Origin of the sequence: Pseudomonas kilonensis (genome assembly GCF_001269885.1) — a bacterium.
Taxonomy (GTDB): domain Bacteria; phylum Pseudomonadota; class Gammaproteobacteria; order Pseudomonadales; family Pseudomonadaceae; genus Aquipseudomonas; species Aquipseudomonas kilonensis.
On the sequence record NZ_LHVH01000022.1, the window covers coordinates 165,872 to 185,247 of the forward strand.

At 60.3% G+C, this 19,376-nt stretch carries 19 protein-coding genes; 4 read left to right on the forward strand and 15 right to left on the reverse strand.

Features of this window, described 5'->3' with window-relative positions:
* Nucleotides 1-7: 7 nt before the first annotated feature.
* From AD662_RS15040 to AD662_RS15050, 3 genes are all read right to left on the reverse strand, one after another.
* A complete protein-coding gene (locus tag AD662_RS15040; protein ID WP_053188430.1) occupies nt 8-1,012 on the reverse strand; it encodes an ABC transporter substrate-binding protein in 1,005 nt (334 codons plus the stop codon).
* Nucleotides 996-2,015, reverse strand: a complete 1,020-nt coding sequence (locus AD662_RS15045) for a LacI family DNA-binding transcriptional regulator (RefSeq protein ID WP_053188432.1) — start codon at nt 2,013-2,015, stop codon at nt 996-998. Before AD662_RS15045 ends, AD662_RS15040 begins: the two co-directional genes overlap by 17 nt.
* Before the next feature lie 136 nt (nt 2,016-2,151).
* Nucleotides 2,152-3,360: an MFS transporter gene (locus AD662_RS15050; RefSeq protein ID WP_053188436.1), complete on the reverse strand. Its 1,209-nt coding sequence runs from the start codon at nt 3,358-3,360 to the stop codon at nt 2,152-2,154.
* Between the two features lie 153 nt (nt 3,361-3,513).
* On the opposite strand from AD662_RS15050, the gene AD662_RS15055 reads away from it, so the two are divergent.
* On the forward strand, nt 3,514-4,395 hold the full coding sequence (locus tag AD662_RS15055) for a LysR family transcriptional regulator (RefSeq protein ID WP_018604015.1): 882 nt from the start codon (nt 3,514-3,516) through the stop codon (nt 4,393-4,395).
* Nucleotides 4,396-4,449: 54 nt separating this feature from the next.
* On the opposite strand, the gene AD662_RS15060 is transcribed toward AD662_RS15055, so the two are convergent.
* The 4 genes from AD662_RS15060 to AD662_RS15075 all read right to left on the reverse strand — a co-directional run bounded on the left by AD662_RS15060 (nt 4,450) and on the right by AD662_RS15075 (nt 7,643).
* Nucleotides 4,450-5,151 (reverse strand): helix-turn-helix transcriptional regulator, encoded by a 702-nt coding sequence (locus AD662_RS15060; protein ID WP_053179801.1) that lies wholly within the window; start codon nt 5,149-5,151, stop codon nt 4,450-4,452.
* A gap of 3 nt (nt 5,152-5,154) precedes the next feature.
* Complete coding sequence (locus AD662_RS15065) at nt 5,155-6,087, reverse strand: NAD(P)-dependent alcohol dehydrogenase (RefSeq protein WP_053188439.1); 933 nt, start codon at nt 6,085-6,087, stop codon at nt 5,155-5,157.
* Between the two features lie 182 nt (nt 6,088-6,269).
* Nucleotides 6,270-6,659, reverse strand: a complete 390-nt coding sequence (locus tag AD662_RS15070; protein WP_018604012.1) for a putative quinol monooxygenase — start codon at nt 6,657-6,659, stop codon at nt 6,270-6,272.
* Nucleotides 6,660-6,737: 78 nt separating this feature from the next.
* The gene (locus AD662_RS15075; RefSeq protein WP_053188442.1) at nt 6,738-7,643 is read right to left on the reverse strand and encodes a LysR family transcriptional regulator; all 906 of its coding nucleotides are present in this window, start codon (nt 7,641-7,643) and stop codon (nt 6,738-6,740) included.
* 174 nt (nt 7,644-7,817) lie between these two features.
* On the opposite strand from AD662_RS15075, the gene AD662_RS15080 reads away from it, so the two are divergent.
* From AD662_RS15080 to AD662_RS15090, 3 genes are all read left to right on the forward strand, one after another.
* On the forward strand, nt 7,818-8,117 hold the full coding sequence (locus AD662_RS15080; RefSeq protein WP_024617681.1) for a YciI family protein: 300 nt from the start codon (nt 7,818-7,820) through the stop codon (nt 8,115-8,117).
* A 69-nt stretch (nt 8,118-8,186) separates the two neighbouring features.
* Nucleotides 8,187-8,882, forward strand: coding sequence for a type 1 glutamine amidotransferase domain-containing protein (locus AD662_RS15085; RefSeq protein ID WP_018604009.1), 696 nt, complete (start codon nt 8,187-8,189; stop codon nt 8,880-8,882).
* 24 nt (nt 8,883-8,906) lie between these two features.
* On the forward strand, nt 8,907-9,938 hold the full coding sequence (locus AD662_RS15090) for an amidohydrolase family protein (RefSeq protein WP_053188445.1): 1,032 nt from the start codon (nt 8,907-8,909) through the stop codon (nt 9,936-9,938).
* Between the two features lie 37 nt (nt 9,939-9,975).
* On the opposite strand, the gene AD662_RS15095 is transcribed toward AD662_RS15090, so the two are convergent.
* The 8 genes from AD662_RS15095 to AD662_RS15130 form a co-directional block, all read right to left on the reverse strand.
* Nucleotides 9,976-10,755 (reverse strand): SDR family NAD(P)-dependent oxidoreductase, encoded by a 780-nt coding sequence (locus AD662_RS15095; protein ID WP_053188448.1) that lies wholly within the window; start codon nt 10,753-10,755, stop codon nt 9,976-9,978.
* A gap of 60 nt (nt 10,756-10,815) precedes the next feature.
* Nucleotides 10,816-12,078, reverse strand: coding sequence for a TIGR02270 family protein (locus AD662_RS15100; protein WP_248842555.1), 1,263 nt, complete (start codon nt 12,076-12,078; stop codon nt 10,816-10,818).
* Between the two features lie 70 nt (nt 12,079-12,148).
* Nucleotides 12,149-13,057, reverse strand: coding sequence for a hypothetical protein (locus AD662_RS15105; RefSeq protein ID WP_053188455.1), 909 nt, complete (start codon nt 13,055-13,057; stop codon nt 12,149-12,151).
* Nucleotides 13,058-13,066: 9 nt separating this feature from the next.
* Nucleotides 13,067-14,155 carry a PAAR-like domain-containing protein gene (locus AD662_RS15110; RefSeq protein WP_053188460.1) on the reverse strand — a complete coding sequence of 363 codons (1,089 nt, stop codon included), beginning with the start codon at nt 14,153-14,155 and terminating at the stop codon, nt 13,067-13,069.
* A complete protein-coding gene (locus tag AD662_RS15115; protein ID WP_139213129.1) occupies nt 14,155-15,195 on the reverse strand; it encodes a hypothetical protein in 1,041 nt (346 codons plus the stop codon). Before AD662_RS15115 ends, AD662_RS15110 begins: the two co-directional genes overlap by 1 nt.
* The gene (locus AD662_RS15120) at nt 15,192-16,304 is read right to left on the reverse strand and encodes a DUF2169 family type VI secretion system accessory protein (RefSeq protein ID WP_053188466.1); all 1,113 of its coding nucleotides are present in this window, start codon (nt 16,302-16,304) and stop codon (nt 15,192-15,194) included. Before AD662_RS15120 ends, AD662_RS15115 begins: the two co-directional genes overlap by 4 nt.
* Nucleotides 16,305-16,319: 15 nt before the next feature.
* Nucleotides 16,320-16,778 (reverse strand): DUF6484 domain-containing protein, encoded by a 459-nt coding sequence (locus AD662_RS15125; RefSeq protein ID WP_053188469.1) that lies wholly within the window; start codon nt 16,776-16,778, stop codon nt 16,320-16,322.
* Between the two features lie 16 nt (nt 16,779-16,794).
* Entirely contained in the window at nt 16,795-19,020 is a 2,226-nt protein-coding gene (locus AD662_RS15130; RefSeq protein ID WP_053188472.1) for a type VI secretion system Vgr family protein, read from the reverse strand.
* Nucleotides 19,021-19,376: the final 356 nt, after the last annotated feature.

Genomic DNA, 19,376 nt, shown 5'->3' on the forward strand with positions numbered 1-19,376 from the left:
CGGTCACTTACTTGACCTCTTTCAGATAACGCGCGGAAAAGGCTTCCTGCGCCGCCGCCATCTGCTCGTAGTTGACCACGCCGGCCCGGGCGTAATCGCTGTCCGGCAGGAACTGCGCGGCGATGTCGGCAGGCATTTTCATCGCCCGCACTGGCCGCAGGTACGCCTTGGCCCAGAGCGCCTGGCCTTGCTCGGACAGGACGAAATCCAGGACCGTCTCGGCGTTGGCCCGATGGGGCGCGTTGTCGACGATGCTCATCACGTAAGGCACGCTGATGCTGCCTTCCTTGGGAATCACGAAAGCGACGTTGGCCTTGTCCTTGTAGCGCGCCCGGTAGGCGTTGAAATCGTAATCGACCAGGATCGGCAACTCCCCGGACAACACCCGCGCATAAGCGGTCTGCTTGGGCACGATGGGCGAGTTTTTCGCCAGTTTCTGGAAGTAGTCGATCGCTGGCGTGAAGTCATTGAAGCTGCCGCCCATGGCCTGGTTGATCGCTACCGCAGAAACGTAACCGACGAACGCGCTGGACGGATCAAGGTAGCCGACCATGCCTTTGTACTCAGGCTTGAGCAGATCGCCCCAGCTTTGCGGCACGGGCAGGCCGCCCAGTGCATCGACGTTGACCATGATGCCCAGGGTGCCGGAGTGAATGGCAAACCAGTGTCCTTGCGGGTCTTTCAAACCGTCCGGGATCTGCTCCCAGCCCTTGGGTTTATAGGTGCCGACCACCCCGGCTTTTTGCGCCTGCAAACCGAAGGTCACGCCGTAATACACCACATCCGCCACTGGCGCGGCCTGCTCGGCCACCAGTTGTGCCAAGGCCTGTCCGGAGTTCTTGTTGTCCAGCGGGACCTGCACGCCCGTGGTATCGGCAATGGCTTTGAGCTGCGTGCCCCAGTCGGCCCATTCCGGTGGGCAGTTGTAGCAAATCGCCGTTTCGGCAGCCTGGGCCAGGCTGGCAACGCCGCAAAGCAGCAACGTCGCCAGGGTTTTACTGAAGCGGATCATCAAGCGTCTCCTCGTAGGGTTGAGTACTTTCGCCCGGCCGGATATGGCAGGGCAGGCAATAGGAAACCGGTGTGGCGCCGCCGATCTGCGCCAGCAGTTGGTCGATCACGGTGCAGGCCAGGGCCTCGATGGGCTGGACGACGCTGCACAGCGTCGGGTGCATCTGAGTGCCGAGGGCGATGCCGTCAAAGCCAATGACCGAAAGCTGCTGGGGGACGTGCCAGCCGTTGCGGCGCAGTTGTGCAATCAGGCTGATTGCCAACAGATCGTTGGAGCAAACGAGGGCACTGAGGGCTTGCGGGCCTTGCAGCAATGGCTCGATGGCGGCGAAGTCGGCTTGGGTATGGGCGGGCATCTCAATCACCGGCAGGCAGTCGAGACCGGCCTCACGCATGGCGTCGCAATAACCGGCGTAACGCAGGCGAGCACGGTCCGATTGCAGCGCAGGGCCGGCAACCATGCCAATGCGCCAATGCCCGGCGTCCAGCAGATAACGCGTGGCGAGGGCCATGCCGGCGCGGTTGTCCACCGACACGGCGCTGTAGTCCGGATTGCCCGGCTGGTGATAGGCCAGCACAAAAGGCGTGTCCTCGTTGTCCAGGCTTTGCAGCACGCGGTTGCTCTCGGCGTCGGTCACCGTGAGGACCAGGCCATCGACGCGCTGGCGCAACAACTCCTCGACCACCACGCTTTCGCGCTCGCTGCTGTAGTCGGTCGTCGCCAGGAGCAGGTTGTAGCCGCGCAGACGCGCAGCGCGCTCCATGGCCTGGAATTGCTCGGCGAACACGGGGTTGAGCAGGTTGGGGACCACCACGCCGATCAGCTTGGTTTCTTGCAGGCGCAGTTGGCGGCCAAGACGATTGGGCCGAAAACCCAGCTGGCGCGCGGCGGCGAACACCTGCTCGCGGGTGGCCGGACGCACCACTTCAGGGGAGGCAAAGGTGCGCGCCGCGGTTGCCCGCGAAACCCCTGCCAAACGTGCCACTTCTTTCAAATCAGTCATTGTCACTCGCTTGAGATCGATCTCATTGGCGAGGACAGTACTCAGGGCTTATGGCGTTTTGGCGACGCAGTGATGACGATTTGATGTCAGTGGCTGAGGTCTATCGTTGATGACGATTCATTGAGCGTATGTCTGTTCAGCGCAGGCTTGCGGTAAACCCGTACTGCCTGGCAGACCACACCACCGCCAACGTCAGCAGCAGGAGAACGACCAGGACCGGCGCAAACGCCACGACCCCCAGGTGATCGAGCAGCAGGCCCCCCACGATCCCGCCACCGGCGATGGCGACGTTCCAGGCCGTGACCAACATCGACTGGGCGAGATCCGCTGCCTCTGCGGCCGTCTTGGCGATGGCCGTCTGGAACAACGTCCCGGCCCCTCCAAAAGCGATTCCCCAGGCCGCCACTGCGATGTAGATCGCAGCGGGGCGCTCGCTCATGACGCCTAGCGTCAGTGCCGAGATGGCGAACAGCGCCGTGCTGGCAAGGGTCAATGCCCGTAGATGGCGATCGATCAGCACGCCGACGACCCAGATGCCCAGCAACGATGCGACCCCGAAGACCAGCAGAACCAGGTCGGTCCGCTCGCCCAGGCCGGCCTCCATCAGGAACGGCGCGATATAGGTAAAGAGAATGTTGTGCGCCAGGACAAAGGCCAGCACCACGAACAACACCGAGCGAACGCCTGGCAGGGTGAAGACCTGGCGCAACGCAAGGCGCTTATTGGTGGTTTGCCCAGGAAAGTCAGGCAGCTTGAGTCGTACCCAGACCATCAAGGCGACGGCGAACAGGCTCATGATGGCGAAGCTCATCCGCCAACCGATCAAATTACCGAGCAAGGTGCCGGCCGGTACGCCCAGGGATAACGCCAAGGGTGCGCCCACCATGGCAATCGCAATCGCCCGGCCTTTCTGGCTCTCGGGCACCATGCGGGCGGCATAACCGGCCAACAAGGCCCAGAGCAGCCCGGCCGATACGCCACCCAGCAAGCGCGCGACGATCGTCAAACCATAGTGGGATGAAAGCGTCGTGACCGTATTGGCCACGGCAAAACCGGCAATGGCCAGCAGCAAGAGCGACCGGCGCCGCATGCCTTGGGTCGCGGCCGTCAACGGAATGGCCGCCAGCAATGAACCTATCGCGTAGACCGTGACCAGCTGGCCGGCCAAGGCTTCGGAGATCGCCAGCCCTTCGCTGATCTGTGAGAGAAGGCCGGCAGGCAAGGCTTCGGTGAGAATGGTCACGAACGCCGCCAGCGCGAGGGCAAACAGTGATCCGATGGGGAGCGGCGCAGCGTCTTGAACGATCTCGGCACCAGCGTCGATATGGGTATTGGCAATCGTCATGTGTCACCTGCTTGAAAACGCTTCTGACCCGCCGGATAGCGGCGTCAATCGCAGATTGATAAGTGCCGACAACGGTAAGTGTCCCTCCTTGGCGAGACAAGAATGCTAGAGTGCGCAACACATCGGAAAAAATGTCCGCAATTGGAGCCTGGCGTGGAATCACTGAGCGGGATTGGTTTTTTTGTTCGCGCGGCCGAAACCCGCAGCTTTTCAGAGGCGGGCAGGGCGCTTGGCATTTCGTCTTCGGCGGTGGGCAAAAGCGTCGCCCGGCTCGAGGAACGGCTGGGTGTGCGGCTGTTTCATCGCAGCACGCGCAGTATCACGCTGACGGCGGAAGGGACGCTTTTCCTCGAGCGTTGCCGGCGCATTCTCTGCGAAGTCGAAGCGGCCGAACTGGAACTGTCGCAAACCCGCCAAGCGCCGCGGGGCAAACTGCGCGTGAGTTTGCCCCTGGTTGCTGATTTGGTGATGCCGACGCTGATCGCCTTCATGCGCCGCTACCCCAGTATCGAACTGGACCTGGATTTCTCCGACAGGCTGGTGGACATCATCGAGGAAGGTTTCGATGTCGTCATTCGGACCGGAGAACCGAACGACTCCCGGCTGATGTCCCGCCCGTTGGGCCCGTTCAAGCTGGTTGTGGTCGGTTCGCCCCAGTACTTCGCCGAGCACGGTACGCCGCAGGTGCCGGCGGATCTGCTGCGCCATGCCTGCCTGCTATACAAGTTTCCCAGTACTGGCAGGATGCAGGTCTGGCCGGTCAATGGGGAAGGACAGCCCGATCTCAACCTGCCGGCCACCCTGGTCTGCAACACTACCGAGGCATTGCTGCACGTAGTGCACGACGCGCTGGGGATTGCCTGCGTGCCGGATTTCACTGTGCGTGAGGCGATCGCCAGCGGTGAGCTGGTCACCGTCCTCGACGAGTTCAATCGGCATCAGAACACCTTCCGCATGCTCTGGCCTTCAAGCAAACACCTGGCGCCGAAACTGCGGGTGTTCATTGATTTCATGAGCAGTGAGTTGTTCAAGTGACTGAACCACCGCTATCGCGAGCAAGCTCGCTCCCACAAGGGAAATGCGCTGGTCCTAGCTGCAGTTTTTTTGTTTGCACGGGTGCGTTTCCCGGGCGCGCCACTCCTTGACCAGCTGTTGCCTGGGTCGGGCGTAGCGCTCCTCCAGGATAGCCACCTCGACAATCCGGTCCGTTCGGAATAGACGATAGTCGCCACGCAGCTCACACCAGCCGGCGATATAGCGCTGCGACTCGACAAACCCCAGCATGATCGGCCAGAAGGTTCGCTGCGTCTGCTCTCCATTCTCGTCCTTGTAGACGATCCGCATTTTTCGCTGTTCGCGAAGCGCCAGCCGGACCTGCGCCAGATCCAACGCAGCCGGCGCGCCTTGATTGCGACTGACATAGATCGTGTCGTTGTCCAATGTTCGCCGCATGTGCGGCGGCAGGACACTGTCGATTTTTGCCAGGGCGTTTTGAACGGCGCGGGCCAGGCCTTCATCGGTTTGGCGGCTGACCCACTGTGCGCCGGCCATCAACGCTTGGATCTCTTCCTCGGTAAAACTCAACGGCGGCAACAGAAAACCCGGGCGCAAGACGTAGCCAACGCCGGGTTCGCCAACGATGTCCGCCCCCATCGACTGCAGCGTGATGACGTCTCGCCGGATGGTACGCAACGACACATTCAGCTCACGGGACAGCGTGATACCGGAAACCGTCCCGCGGTGGCGCCGAAGGACTTGCATGAGGTCGAATAATCTATGGCTTCTTGACACGCTTCAGTCCATGGCCACGAGGGCCTTGCCACGGAGCTTCCTGCCGCCCTCGATGGCCGCGATAAGCTGGATCGCATCGCCGAGCGGCACCACCTCCGCTACAGGAAGCCGGAAGCTGCCATTCTGGGCGGCTTGGGCGAGCGTGTCGAGAACGTCGGGGCGCGGTGTACAGATGACGGGTTTCAAGCGTTTATCAAAGAGTGCGCGAATGAACTTGCCAGGGCTTGGATTCAGGTCCAGCAGTACGCCACCCTTGCGCAGCAGGCTGAAGCCGAGTGACAGGGGCATTGTGGCCGCCGTGTCATACACCACATCGAAACGTTCAGGCAGGTGGGAGAGGTCGGTCTTCTGATAGGCATAAACCGTATCGACCCCCAACCGTCGCGCTCGCTCCAGGGTCTGCTCACTGCAAGAACCGCTAACCTTGGCCCCCACCATACGGGCTATCTGCACGCAGGCTTCACCTACTGCGCCACTGCAACCGTTGATGAAGACATGCTGGCCCGCGCTCAGCCTGGCCTTGTCCCGCAACCCGTTCCACGCGGTCATCCCCGGTGTCCCGAGGCAGGCGGCTTGCTCGAAGGATACGTCGTCGGGTTTGCCGGACAGCAGCGATTCCTGGGTGACCACCGCTTCTGCCAGGGCGCCACTTTCCTTGAAGCGGGCGAGACCAAACACAGCATCGCCCACCTTAAAACGCGTGACGTCGCTGCCCACCGCAATGACCGAGCCGGAGAAGTCCATTCCCATGGCCCTAGGGAAGGACCTACCCGTAACGATCTTCATCTGGCCGCTGCGCAACTTCCAGTCGATCGGGTTGATGGCGGCGAATCTGACTTTTACAGCAACTTCGCGCGGGCCCGGTGAAGCCAACGTGAATGACTCGAGTTTCATCACATCCGGCCCGCCGTAATTGTAATACTGGATACGCTTCATAGCTGACGCTTACTCTGGATGATTGATGAGATAGAAGTAGGGCCGGGGGCAGGGGCGCGGTTTCCAGCGCATCGTTGAGCCTGCGGCCAATCACTTCACTCTAACCATCGACAGGGTCAGTTTTTGTCACCATTGTTTTTCCGCAGGGCACCTGCCTGGCACCGGAAGGCATCGTCCCGGTTTCACTTCGAACTCAGTTGGATCGGCGTCGTCTCGATCAATCGTCTGGAGAGGATCATCGACTGGGTTTGCTCTACGTACCGTTTGAAATGCGCAGAGCCAATGTGGGACAGGTAGGCTTGCTCGTCAGCGTAGATTTCGAAGAAGTGGAGCAAGTGAGGGTGGTCTTTATCCGCCACCGAATAGATGGCAATCACCCCGGGCTCCACGCGCGCGGAGATCTCCATCTCTTCCTTGACGATCTGGGTATAGCGTTGCAGTTGCTCCGGATCGATCTCGAGCTGTGCGACACGCACCACCACCGTGGATGGAAATGTCTGCGCGCTGGCCCCGCCGGATGCAAACAGGCAAAGCACCATTGCGCACTTGGAAAACCACTGACGAATGTTCATGACAAACTCCTGGCAAGGGCTGGGTGAATTCAATGACTCACCCACGGGCGACACGCTGTGGGCGACGGTTTCTCTGGCTCACAGCTTCATGATGTCTGGCAGTCGGCTGGCCAGCACATCGATGATGTGCCGCAGCCGCATGGGCATTTGCCGCATCTGAGGTGAGACGGCATGACAATCCATCGTGGTGGGCGGATGCGTTTCCAGGAGCTGAACGAGAGCACCCGAGCGCAAGCGATCACGCACCAGCCACGAAGGCAGCCAGCCAATGCCCATGTCAGCCTCGACAGCATCGGCGATCAATGAAAGGTCATTCAAACGAATGCGCGGGGAAAGGGACACCGTCTTGAGTTGGCCATCGGTATCCGTAACGGCCCAGGGCTGCGTGTAATCGCGCCGGTGATACAGCACCGCGTCGTGGCCGAGCAATTCTGGCAGGCTGCGGGGCTGCCCGTTTTTGACCAGATAACCTGGTGATGCGCATAGCAGTTTTTGCTGGACCGCCAGGCGTTGTGCGCGCAGACCGTTGAGTTGCGCCAGGGGGCCAAAGCGAATCGCCAGATCGAAGCCTTCGGCGATCAGGTCTACGGACTGGTCGCTGAAGTGCAATTCAAGTTCCAGCTTGGGATGTTGGCGGGCCTGTTCCAGCAGGATCGGACCGGCACAGTATTGGCCGAACAGGACCGGCATCGTCACGCGCAGGCGCCCCGTGATTTCTTGCTGGCCCGATTCCAGCAGGGACTGAGCCGAGCGGACTTCTTCCAAGGCGCGCAGGCAATGTTCGTAATACACCTGGCCAGCCTCGGTCAGGCTTTGGGTCCGGGTGGTCCGATGGAACAGGCGAACGCCCAGCCGCTCCTCCACCCGGCCAATCGCCTTGCCCACCGCCGATCGCGTCAACGACAACTGTTCAGCCGCGCGGGCAAAACCGCCGGCGTGAACGACTTCGACGAACAGTGCTACGCCGTCCAATGGATCTCTCATACGGCCCTGGCTCCTGGATTGGTTCCCTTGATTCAACTTTATGGAGAAAAAATATCGTTAATGGTGATTATTATTCCACTATAAGCTACAGGTTCATTGATATTGGTGTCCAGGCGGAGCCAGTGCGTCGATTCCACTGCGCCTAAGCCCTGCACCCGACCAAGGAGCCGAACCATGAAACTGCTTTGTCTCGACATTCCTCAACCTGGCGCCAGTCTTGAGAAATATCAGCCGCATCTGTTCGACGAAGCCCGACATGCCTGGCAGCTCTACAAGGGCGGCATCGTGCGCGACTTCTATTTTCGCCAGGATCGCCCAGGTGTCGCGATCATCGCCGAGGCCGACACCGTGGAATCCGCCAGGGCGGCATTGAACGAATTCCCCCTGGCCAAAGCGGGGCTCATCGACTGGGAGATCATTCCGCTCGGGCCGTTCATGAACTGGGAAATGCTCTTCGCGCCTGGTAACGCCTGACGTTTATTGCGGCGCTGGCATCGTGATGAACGCGCCTGTCTTCTTCGTCTCAACCAAGAGCCTGAGACCATGAACAAACAAGCTTCTGAGCTCAAACCGGTCCTTTTCGTCGTTACCAGCAACGCGGTGAAGGGCGCGTCCGGGATCCCCACCGGCTTCAACCTGGCCGAGGTCACTCATCCATTGGAGAAACTGCAGGAGGCGGGCATCCGTGTCGAACTGGCCTCCATCAATGGCGGTGCCGCGCCCTTGGACGGGCTGGAGGATATGAGTGATCCCGTCATCGCCCACTATTGGGCCGATGCGGATTTCCGGCATGCACTTGAGCACACCTTGCCCATGAACGAGGTGGATCCATCACGCTATTCGGCCATTTTCTTCGCCGGTGGTCACGGCACGATGTGGGACTTCCCTGATAACCCTGCCGTACAAGCGGCGATCCGCGAAATCGATGCGGCCGGCGGCATCGTTTCGGCGGTCTGTCATGGGCCGGCGGCCTTGGTCAATGCACGTCGCGCCGACGGCAGCCTGCTCGTGGCCGGTAAACGGGTCGCAGCTTTCACTGACAACGAGGAAGAGGAAGTGCAGTCCACCCACGTTGTGCCATTCCTGTTGGCATCGACGCTCAACCGCCGCGGCGCACATCACCAGCAGGCGGCGAACTGGGCCGACAATGTGGTTGTCGACGGTCGCCTCATCACCGGTCAAAACCCGCAGTCCGCCGCCAGCCTGGGCGAAGCACTGCGAGATGCGCTGTTAGCGTGATGACTTATGAGTAGGGCGCGCGATATGAAACTGATCTGTGTTGAAGAGCACGTACTCGACCCCGCCATGGGCGTCGCCACGCAGGCGCTCGTGCAGGCCGAGGCACCCTATCTTTCGGGCTGGGGCAGTCGGGTGATCGATGGTGTACAGGTAGCGGACCTTAGTCGGCCGCATGTTGTTGCGCCCAGCGAGTCAGCTCGCAAGGCGTTGGAAACAGGCACATCACGCTTGGCCGATATGGACGCAGCAGGAATCAGCATGCAAGTGCTTTCCTATGGCGGGTTTCCTCAGCTATTGCCCGCCTCGCAAGCCATTGAGCTGTGTCGTGCTGCCAATGACCAGCTGGCGGTGACCGCGCAAGCTCAGCCCGATCGTTTCAGCGGTTTTGCCACGCTCCCGTGGCAGGCACCCGAGGCGGCGGCGCGTGAGCTGGAGAGGGCGGTGACGGAGCTGGGCCTCAAAGGCGCGCTGATCAACGGTCGTCCGGGGGATACGTTCCTGGACGACGCAGGTTATGCCCCGATTCTTGCCGCCCACAATGAGTTGAAGGTTGCGTTGTACGTCCATCCGGGTCTGCCGCTGCCTGCCGTTCAAACGTCGTATTACGGCGGGTTCGAGCGTGAACTCAGTGCACGTCTTTCGATGTTTGCCTGGGGTTGGCACAACGAGGCAGGCATTCAAGTCGTGCGGATGTTGCTCGCGGGCGTGTTCGACCAGTATCCCCATCTGCAAGTCATCAGCGGCCACTGGGGCGAAATGGTACCGTTTTTCCTGCAGCGTCTGGAGGACGCTATTCCCCAGGATGCCAGCGGCCTGCAACGTCCCATCGGTCAGACTTACCGCGAGCATGTCTACGTTTCGCCCAGTGGCATGCTCACGCTCCCGCATTTCCAGTTCATTCACGCGCTCATGGGCGCGGAGCGAATCCTGTATTCCATCGATTATCCCTACCAGAGCCTGGATGGCGCCCGCGCTTTCCTCGAGAGCCTGCCCATCACTGAAGCGGACAAGGCGCTCATCGCCCACGGTAACGCCGAGCGATTGCTGGGCCTATGACGCGAATCGTGGCGAATGCTCGGGGAACCTATTCAGATCAAGGGGCCTTGTTCTCGACCAGGCAGTTCCCACCATCCACCACGATGACTTCGCCCGTGAGGTAGCTCGCCTCTGAAGACGCAAGGAAAGCCACCAATGCCGCCACCTCTTCGGGACGTCCGGCGCGGCCCATCGGCGTGTAACCGGCCGCCTTGGACTCCTCGGCAGTGGTCGACCCGGTAGTGATCCAGCCGGGAGCGACGCTGTTCACCGTGATCCCTTGCTGGGCGACTTCCAGTGCCAGGCTCATGCTCATTCCAACCATCGCGGCCTTTGCGGCGCTGTAAGCCGCTTCACCGGGGTTACTGCAGCGGGTGCCGGTCGTGGAGCTGATGTTGACGATGCGTCCGTAACGGCGCGCCCGCATGCCGGGCAGAACCGCCCGTGTCAGCAGAAAAGCCGTGGTCAGGTTTCGCGCCAGTGTCAGGTTCCAGGTGTGCAGGTCCATGCTTGCCACGTCGGAAAAGAACTCCGGGCTGCCTTGCATGGCCATGCCCGCGTTGTTGACCAGAATATCGACCTGCCCCCAGAGGGACTCTGCCCACAGGATGAACTCGCGTACCTGGTTTTCATCGGTAAGATCGAGGGCCCGGCCTTCGACGTCGAACCCTTCGGCACGCAATTCTGCGACGCGCTCCAGGATGCGTGCACTGCTGGCGGTGACGATCAATCTCGCTCCCGCCGCGCCCAGCCTGCGCGCGATCGCCATACCGATTCCGATCTCGCTTCCAACCCCACTGATGAGGGCCACAGGGTTCTGTCCGGTTACGTTTGGCACGGTGCCTCCAGAGGGTTGTCAGTGATTGCCAGGCGTCGGCGCGCTATATAAACACGCAGATCAACGCCCGAACACCGTCGTCATCCCCAACAAGCGCTTTTGCCGCCAGGCCGGTGCGCTGGTAGGGAAAAGCACCTCGTCTGGCCGGAAGCGGGCGAGACCGCAGGCGGCGGCGATGCGTTGGCGTTGCTGGCCGCGGACAAGGGCTTGCTGAAAGCTGTGTTCGCTATGGGCCAACCCCAGCATATAACGCGTACCCACCTGGAAGCGTCCGCCATTGGCTTGCCACCATTTTTCGATTGCCTGCGGGTCCGGCCAAGGCAGGTTTTCATCGGGGTCCATCGCGACATTGGGGTCATCAGGGTTGTCGTTCGGGCCCGCATCGAAATCCGGCAGGGCCTGCAATTCCAGGTCGAGTAGCGCCAGGTCCGCGCCGGTGATCAGGCTGAAGGCTTCACCGGCGACGCGGGCATAGGGCAGGTCGCTCATCTGCTGGATCAACCACGCTACGCAGACCGGATCGCCCAGCAGCCCAAGGGCCTCGATGCCGATGCGCCGATCCCGGGGATCCTGTACCAATTGACGTATCCAGGCGATGCTGGGCTCGCGTTCCTGCCAAGCCAGCAGTACGCAGAGCGCGCGGTACTGAAACTCGCCCGGTTGTTCGGCGAATGAGCGCAGAGGCTCCAAGGCCTGCTGATCACCCATTTGAGTGGTGGCCCAGTTGGCCCAGAAACGCGTGGCGGCGTCTTCATGCTGGCGGCGGGCACGAATCACCGGCAGCAGGTCACGCCGACGCAGCTCGCCCGCCGTGCGGGCGGCACGTGCCAGCACGCTGGGGTCGGCATCGGAAAGTCCGGCCAGCAGGGCGGGGCCTGGATCGTGGCGATGCATGCCGCAGGCGGCGAGGCCGAGGCGACGGAACAGGGGCTCGGGGGAGGCGAGCATACGTTCGATCCAGGGCGATACCCGTTCCCAGTCAAGCCAACCTAAAGCCATCAGGTAACCGCGTTCCGTTTCCAAGGCACTGCGCAAATGCTCGCTGAGCCGCGATAGTACTTTGGCGTTGGCCGCCTCGAAAGCCAGTACCACGCAGGCGAACATCTCGCCGATGGCGTGCGGGCTGAGTAGGATCAGGAGGGTTTCCAGGCCGGTGGCTCCGGCGATTCGAAGGCCGTCAAGGTGGGCGTCGAGGCGGTCGTCGAGTTTGCTCAAGTGGTCTAGATCGTAGTGCGGTGCGCGCAGGGCATAGTCGCGCAGGACGGCGAGGAAGCTGGCTTCTTCGGCGTGTTGGTCTACTAGGAACGAAAGTTCGGTGTTCAATTCAGAATAACTCCGAGGGACCATCCCTGAGTAGGGGCGATAATTTCACCCTCGCATGCGCAAACTGGTTTCATATATTGTCAGGGCAAATGATTTCTGCCCAGTGAGTCCCGTCAAATCGCATTATCTGATCGTTACCAATGGACCATAGATAATTGCCACATGTCCGAAGGCGATAACCATCCATTTTCTTCACGCCGGGGATGGCGAGTTTTTTCACCTGATTGTTATCTATGACGCCTATCCCTTCGAATCCGGCAACATAAAGTACATCTTGAAAGGAAACAGCCCCCCATAGGTCACCTTCGACTTCATCATTCTGGATGACTTTCCAACAATCTTTCGATCCGACTAATACCACCCCATCATCGCCACATACGATGTACTGGTCCTGTTCGAACGTCGCCACTTCATTCAGATCGACGTTCGTTGGACTATCGCATTGCCTCCAGAGTGAGCCATCAAAAAACCATATCTCACCGGCATTGCCAACGGCATGAATGTCACTTTTGGAATGGCCCGCCATGGATTCCAGGCTTATGCCATCTTCTGTGCCGATATAGAGCAGCCCCTGGTCCATATGTGCCCATATCCCATTACTTCGACGGTACACCTGCCGGCTATAGCCACAGGCATGTAATTCCCCGTCTATAACGGCAATTTTGTTCATGTAACCTAATTTCTCGCCGCCGGTCCCTGCGTCAGCGATCAACTCAAAGGAGGGGGTTCCCTGTTTGATCTCAACCACTTCTCCGCGCTTTCCGAGTATCCACCATGCTCGATATTCGCCCTGTATCAAATAGGTGATTGAGCGGCTGTCAAAGTCGAATTTTTGCTGCGCCCACTGTCCGTCGAGGGTCGTATAGAACGTGGTGTACTCCGTGTCCTCGCCTTTGAGTGCATATGGAAAGGCTACTACGCCCAGGAGTCCCTTGGTGGGAGTGAATCCATCAATGAAATAATGCCTGGATGATGTCATGGTTGCTCCTTATCCAAATGTGCCGCTGGCAACTGTTGAGAAATTTTCCGGGGTCCTGTTTCCGCTGCTGTCAGCACGTAGATTGGTGGTATTGCTGATGTTGGGGCTTTTCGGAGGAACCGCCGATCTATTGGGCTGCTGGTGATAAGCATCCAACTGGGACCGTGTACATTTCGGGTTGCATCGTAATACTTGTCTGACCGCCGTTGCTCCGCTATTTGCTGCGGCCTCATAAGTCCAGGTCCCAGCCTTGCCGTTAACGAGGTTTTTATCCTCGGCCTTGTCGAATATGTCGTGCACTTTTTTGTGCTGCCCGGTGCTCTTGTCATGTCCAGACACGCATACACACGGGGCTAACTTGGAGTTATAGCCCTCGCAGCCGGTATACACATCAGGGTTGGAAGAGTTTCCTTGATTAGGCTTCTGGATGCAGTGCTTAGGTATTACATGATGGGGGGTTTTCCCATCGCAGCAATTCGAGGGGGAATAGGGTGATAGAGAACACTTCATCGCGGCCTTACATTTACGATCGGCACACATGGCGTCCTTTGATGACTTCCTTTTTACCTGGCCTTTCTTGGTCCGTTTAACGTGCTTTTCGCAGTGGGTCTTGAGTTTTTTAGCCAGAGGGGCACAGGCATGATCACTATCGTCGGCGAAGGCCGCTTCGTCCAAATAGGGCCAGGTCGGTGTGTTTCCGGGGAGTGATGCATGGTTATGTGTGGTCAGATCCATGTTCCGCACAACGTTCAGGCCTTCGAACTTCACATCCATCGACCAAGAGGTGAAGTACACCTTGCCCTTGATCTTACCGGTGATCACGCCCTTCTTCGGCGCGCAGCCGGCCTCATCGCCATAGCTGGTTTTAAAGTGACTTCTGTCTTTAAGCATGACTTCTTTACGGGTGATCTTCACCGTCCGACTTCCCTTGGCCGTGTCCTTCGCCATACCGGTATTGGGATAGGGGATGGGCACGCCGAGCGGGGTGGGCGGGGCCTGGGGCGGGGTGAAGCAGACATCCGGGAAGCAGGCGATCGACTTGCCATCCGCCGCCTTGCAGGAAATCTCCATATTGTTGGCAAAGACTTGGTTGGCCATTACGCAGCCCTCACAGTCTGGTAACTGAGCAGTGCGACGGCGCGTTCGCCGGCGTCGTTGCCGAGGTGGTAGAAGATATTCGGACCTTCGCCGTAGCCCTTGCGGCTGGCGGCCAACGCCACGGCGAGCATGGCCGGGCCGATGGCGGCGCCGACTTCACCGATGCAGTCCGCCGGGTGCCAGAGATGGAAGAACTCCTTGCGTACGCGCAAGGTTCGGCTGAGGGCCAAGGAGGCTTCCTTGAAGTAGTACTGCTCGCCGGAGATGTCGGTGAGCCGATAATCCATTTGCTCCAACCCACAGCCGGTTTCGCTGAGGGCCGCCCGTACAGCTTGAGTCAGGCCTTCGGCGCGCAGGGGAATGTCTTCGGCCTCCACCGTGGCCTTCTCCACGCCGAACCCCAGGCCGATGCAGGCCAATTGCGGCTCTTCGCTGGCTACGGGGGCGGCCAGGACCACGGCGGCGGCGCCTTCGCCGGGGATAAATCCGTTGGAATTCTGGCTGGTGAGCAGGCGTTCGCGTGCCTCGAAGGCGGCCAGTGTCGGTCCGTTCAAGAAGGAGTCGACGCCGGCAATCAGTACGTGGCGATGGCCGCCCTGGTAGATCAGCGTACGCGCATTAAGCAGGGCCACGGCAGCGCTGACCCGTCCACGGGCGATGACGTTGGAACTGGGATGAAAGCGCAAGCCCAGTTCGGCTTCGATGGCGTGCAGCAGCCCCTTATCGAGACCAGCGAGGCGGCCGGGGCGCTCGGCTTCCGCTACCCCCAGCAGCAGCGGAGTCTTTTGCGGATCGACGTTGGGGGTACTTTGTAGCGCCTCGGCGACGGCGCGGGCGGCCATCTTGATCAGCTTGGTGCGGCCGCGCCAGGGCTGTTCCAGAGGTACGCTGGCGGCCATCAGCCATTCTCCACCTTGGTCGATGAAGCGGGTTTCCTGGAAGTTGTCGATGGCGCAGCGGATCGCTGCGCAGCTCGCGGGTGCGCTGAGGCCGACAGCGCTGACCATGCCGGAGCCGATGATGCAAAGTGCGGTCATCAATCCGTCTCCTCAGGAGCGCGCCTGGCTTTTACCAGGGAGGAGAGCGACGGGTAGTAATCCTTGCCCAATTCACGGGCGCGCCACCAACCCGTGGACATTGTGCCGACCAGCACCTGGGCGATCTCGAACATATTGCGTCGCAGCGGACGGGAGACACGCCAGGTCAGCTGCACCTGGAGCGAATCCGTATCAATCAGCAGGGTGTCGATGACCGCCTGCACAGTCTCATGGCCACCTTTTTTCAAGAAAAACGTTACCGGCACCTCCATTTCAGGGATGCGAAAACCCGCGCGCTCCTGGGGCGTTAGGTTGAGCAGCAGCACGTCCTCGCCGCCACGCAGATAAGGAATCTGCTGATCGTCAGGGGCGGCCTGAAAGTAGCGGCTGTCGAAATCCTGCGGCAGAAATGGAAAGCAGTCGCCCAACCAGGCGTCATCGTAAGTACCGGCAAAACGTGCGCGTTGCGGCCAGCTGCGGCCGATGGGGCCGAGAGCCATGGGGCGGAAGTCGCCGGAGGGGCTGTCGATCGGCTTGCCCAGTTCCTCGGTATTGGGCATTGGCTTGTAAGCGACTTCAGCACTGTCGATGCTGCCTGGGAACCAACCGCAACCGCTTGGGTTGTCCGGGTAGCAATGCCGCATATCCGGATTCTTGGCCATGGGATGGGAACCTCCGTAGGCCTGGGCATAGGAGATGTCCTGCTCGGTAAAGGGTTGCGGTAAACCGGGAGAAACCCCCAAAAGCCCCGGTTGCCATTGTCGGGGGCCGAGGACGGAAAAGGCTTTGCTCATCTGACCGACACGAATGCCCGCGGCCAGCTGCGTCACGGGCCGCCCGCCTGGGGCATAGGCCTTGCCGCGTACCAGTACATCGCAGAATGGCTTGACCGGGGCAAAGTCCATTTCCTGCAACGGGGCGCTGAGGCCAGGCTCGCCGAAAAAAGTATCAGCCATCAGCAGTGGCTGCTGAGTGTCGGCGAGGGTTGCCGCACGGCCGTCCAGCGGCAAATTGAACGTGCCTTTGGCCACGATCACCAAGGCTTCACGGCCATCGGGCGCCAGGCCTTGGGTGTAGGCAGCCTGCAGTTTGCTGGCGTTGAGCAGTTCCATTAATCGACTACCTGTCTAGTTGATCTGCACCGAACCGCCCTTGATGCGGTTCACGCCGGATGATCGGCTCGAAAGATAGGTCCCTCGAATCAGCACCTTGCCCTCGCGGGTGAGGGTAATGCTTGCCTTGCCGCAGCGCAGGACGATTTCCCGCTCCGCGGTGAACTCCAGGCGCTCGCCGTCCAGGTGGGCGACGGCTGGCGTGGTGGTTTGCGGCAGACGCTGGATGCGACCGATCACCAGCGGTCGGCTCAGGTCGCCGGCCTCGAACATCAGCGCGACCTGGGCGCCGATGTCTTCACGAGAGAGCGGGGTGGTGGTGCGTGCGGCGAGGCCGGTTTCGCCGGGGCAGCCAGGGAAGGCCACCACAGGAGCATCCGCGCTGGGCACATCCAGCAGCACCCCAATCACGACGCCATCCACGCGCGCGGGCGTGGCAGTGGAGGAAACGGGTAAATGATATTCAACGGTCATGGCGCCCACTCCGTGGCTAGTTCTGCAGGATTTTCTGGCCTTTGACGACCACGTTCTTGTTCGCCTTGATGTTGATGGCACCGGAGCCGTCGATGGTAATGTTCTTGCCGCTGATCACGATGGTGCCGTCCTTCTTCATGGTGATGCTGGCCGCGCCCGTGGTCAGGCTGATGGAGTCGCCGGCGTTGAGGGAGAAGTGCTTGCCCACGTCCAGGCTGTCGTTCTGCTTGATGTTGGTGCTGCGGTTCTGGGCCACGTCGCGGGACTCGTTCTGGCCGATCTGGGTACTCTGGTTGCCGCTGATCTCGATGCCTTCGTTGCCCTGGACCGTTTCGTTACGGTTGCCGCTGATGCCGATGGTCTCGTTGCCGCCCACGTCTTCGGTGCGGTTGCTGGCGATGCTGATTTTCTCGTTCGCACCGACCTTTTCCGTGCGGTCGGCACCGATGGTGATGGTCTCGTTACTGCCCACGTTCTCGGTGCGATTGGCACCAATGGTGATTTTCTCGTTGCTGCCGACATCCTCGGTGCGGTTCACACCGATGGAGATGGTTTCGTTATTGCCGACCTTTTCCTTGCGATCCACACCGATGGTGATGGTTTCGTTGTTGTCGACGGTTTCAGTGCGGTCGTGTTTGACGTGCACGGTCTCGTCGTTGTCGATGGTCTTGCTGCGGTCGTGGCCCACCCAGTGGGTCTCGTCGTTCTCGACCTCGATGTCCTGGTTTTTTTCGGCGTGGATAAACAGCTGCTCGGCGCCTTTCTTGTCCTCCATGCGGATTTCATTGAAGTTGGCCGGTGAACCGCCCTTGCTTGAACGGCTTTTCGTCCCGCTCTGAGTGGCATTGGCGGGCAGCGCGTAGGGCACAGTCTGTTCGGCGTTGTAGACGCGGCCGGTGATGATAGGCCGATCCGGATCGCCCTCGAGGAAACTGACGATCACTTCCTGGCCGATCCGTGGGAGCTGCACGGAGCCCCAGTTCTTGCCGGCCCAGGCCTGGGAAACGCGAATCCAGCAGGAGCTGTTTTCGTTGGACTGGTCATGGCGATCCCAATGGAAATGCACTTTGACCCGGCCATACTGGTCGGTCCAGATCTCCTCGCCATTGGGACCGACCACCACGGCGGTCTGCGGTCCACGGACGATGGGCATCGGCGTGAGGGGCAGAGGGCGGAAGGCCTGGTTGGCATCCATGCAGTCCAGCTCGCTGACGAACTGTTCGTCGACGTCAGACTGCCCGCTTTCATAGGCATCCTGACGAATCTGATAACGGGCGGCCACCACGAGATACTCGCGGTTCTGGTCCGCACGGTCGTACCCCGTCAGCGTGAACACATGACCGCAACCGATGCCGCGGGCGCGGCCGCGTAATTGCACGCGCTCGAACTGGCTGTGAATGGCTTCGATGCGGGTACGGGCGTAGTGATCGCCATCGTTGCTCTGGACGTATTCACCCGGGTAGTCGTAGAGCGGGTAGTCGGCGTTGGTGTGGTTGCGCGGCACGCTGGAGCGCACCTCAAGACTGGCGCGCGGGCGCAGGAAGTCATAGTCGTTCAGCGCCAGCGAGCCAGGTTGGACTTCTCGCGCCAGTTGCCAGTCGTAGAAATGATCGCGCTCGCGCATTTGTCGATCGGGCGGGTAGAAGGGCACCGAGGCATAGTCCGGCGCCGTGGAGTGGGCGCCATAGGCGTCGGCGAGCACCAGCACATGCCGGGATTGTTCATGGCGAAAGTAGTAATAGATGCCTTCCTGCTCCATCAGCCGACTGACAAAGTCGAAGCTGGTTTCGCGGTACTGCACGCAATATTCCCACTCGCGATAGCTGCCGCTCAGGCTGTCTTCGAAATCGGAAAACCCGAGGTCGCGGAACACCTGCTTGATGATGTCCGGCACCGTCTTGTTCTGGAAAATCCGGCAATCGGAGGTGCGCGTGAGCAGCCAGAACCAGGGCCGTAGACTGACGCGATAACCGGCGAACTGGCCGTGCCCGGTCAATTGCCGGCAACTGCAGACAATGCCGTGGAAGTAGCGTTTGCCACCGTCGTACAGCTCCAGGGTCAGGCCCATCGGCTTGCCCAGCAACTGGTCGAACGTGATCGCCCGGTCTTCGGAGGTCAGGTCCAATTCGTAGTGGAACAACCGCCCCAGCTCTTCGCTGCCTTCCATGCTTTGCAACAACAGGACATCGCCGCCGAGAGGACTGTCGACCTGTACCAAACGGTTGTTTTGCGTAATTGCCATGAGCGGCTTCCTTGGCTCGGGTTCGGGCGTCAGTTGGCCGTCGTAAAGAAGGTGGCGTCGCACGCATAGTCGTCGCCATAGGGGATGCCAGGGGGAATCGAGTCCAACAATTGCTGCACATCCACCACAGGGGGATCTCCTTATCGGTCTTGCGGTCTTCAATCAAACTGAACGTACGAGCAGATCCTTATCCTGCCGATTAACGTGTGTCTGGAGCCCGTTAGATAACGTTCCAGCATCGCCCCAGTTGGGACGGATACCTGACGTCAAGATAGGTGACGAAAGGTCGTCTACATAGTTTCGTTAGCTATAACTGTAATTCCAAATTCGAATAACTCAGTAAGAGTGACGGACTC

What these genes read in the sequence shown, in the direction of transcription:
- AD662_RS15130 (WP_053188472.1), bottom strand. Translation starts at nt 19,020, where the DNA reads ATGGCAATTACGCAAAACAACCGTTTGGTACAGGTCGACAGTCCTCTC.
- AD662_RS15110 (WP_053188460.1), bottom strand. Translation starts at nt 14,155, where the DNA reads ATGGCCAACCAAGTCTTTGCCAACAATATGGAGATTTCCTGCAAGGCG.
- AD662_RS15045 (WP_053188432.1), bottom strand. Translation starts at nt 2,015, where the DNA reads ATGACTGATTTGAAAGAAGTGGCACGTTTGGCAGGGGTTTCGCGGGCA.
- AD662_RS15070 (WP_018604012.1), bottom strand. Translation starts at nt 6,659, where the DNA reads ATGAACATTCGTCAGTGGTTTTCCAAGTGCGCAATGGTGCTTTGCCTG.
- AD662_RS15105 (WP_053188455.1), bottom strand. Translation starts at nt 13,057, where the DNA reads ATGACATCATCCAGGCATTATTTCATTGATGGATTCACTCCCACCAAG.
- AD662_RS15120 (WP_053188466.1), bottom strand. Translation starts at nt 16,304, where the DNA reads ATGGAACTGCTCAACGCCAGCAAACTGCAGGCTGCCTACACCCAAGGC.
- AD662_RS15080 (WP_024617681.1), top strand. Translation starts at nt 7,818, where the DNA reads ATGAAACTGCTTTGTCTCGACATTCCTCAACCTGGCGCCAGTCTTGAG.
- AD662_RS15125 (WP_053188469.1), bottom strand. Translation starts at nt 16,778, where the DNA reads ATGACCGTTGAATATCATTTACCCGTTTCCTCCACTGCCACGCCCGCG.
- AD662_RS15040 (WP_053188430.1), bottom strand. Translation starts at nt 1,012, where the DNA reads ATGATCCGCTTCAGTAAAACCCTGGCGACGTTGCTGCTTTGCGGCGTT.
- AD662_RS15065 (WP_053188439.1), bottom strand. Translation starts at nt 6,087, where the DNA reads ATGAAGCGTATCCAGTATTACAATTACGGCGGGCCGGATGTGATGAAA.
- AD662_RS15090 (WP_053188445.1), top strand. Translation starts at nt 8,907, where the DNA reads ATGAAACTGATCTGTGTTGAAGAGCACGTACTCGACCCCGCCATGGGC.
- AD662_RS15085 (WP_018604009.1), top strand. Translation starts at nt 8,187, where the DNA reads ATGAACAAACAAGCTTCTGAGCTCAAACCGGTCCTTTTCGTCGTTACC.
- AD662_RS15075 (WP_053188442.1), bottom strand. Translation starts at nt 7,643, where the DNA reads ATGAGAGATCCATTGGACGGCGTAGCACTGTTCGTCGAAGTCGTTCAC.
- AD662_RS15050 (WP_053188436.1), bottom strand. Translation starts at nt 3,360, where the DNA reads ATGACGATTGCCAATACCCATATCGACGCTGGTGCCGAGATCGTTCAA.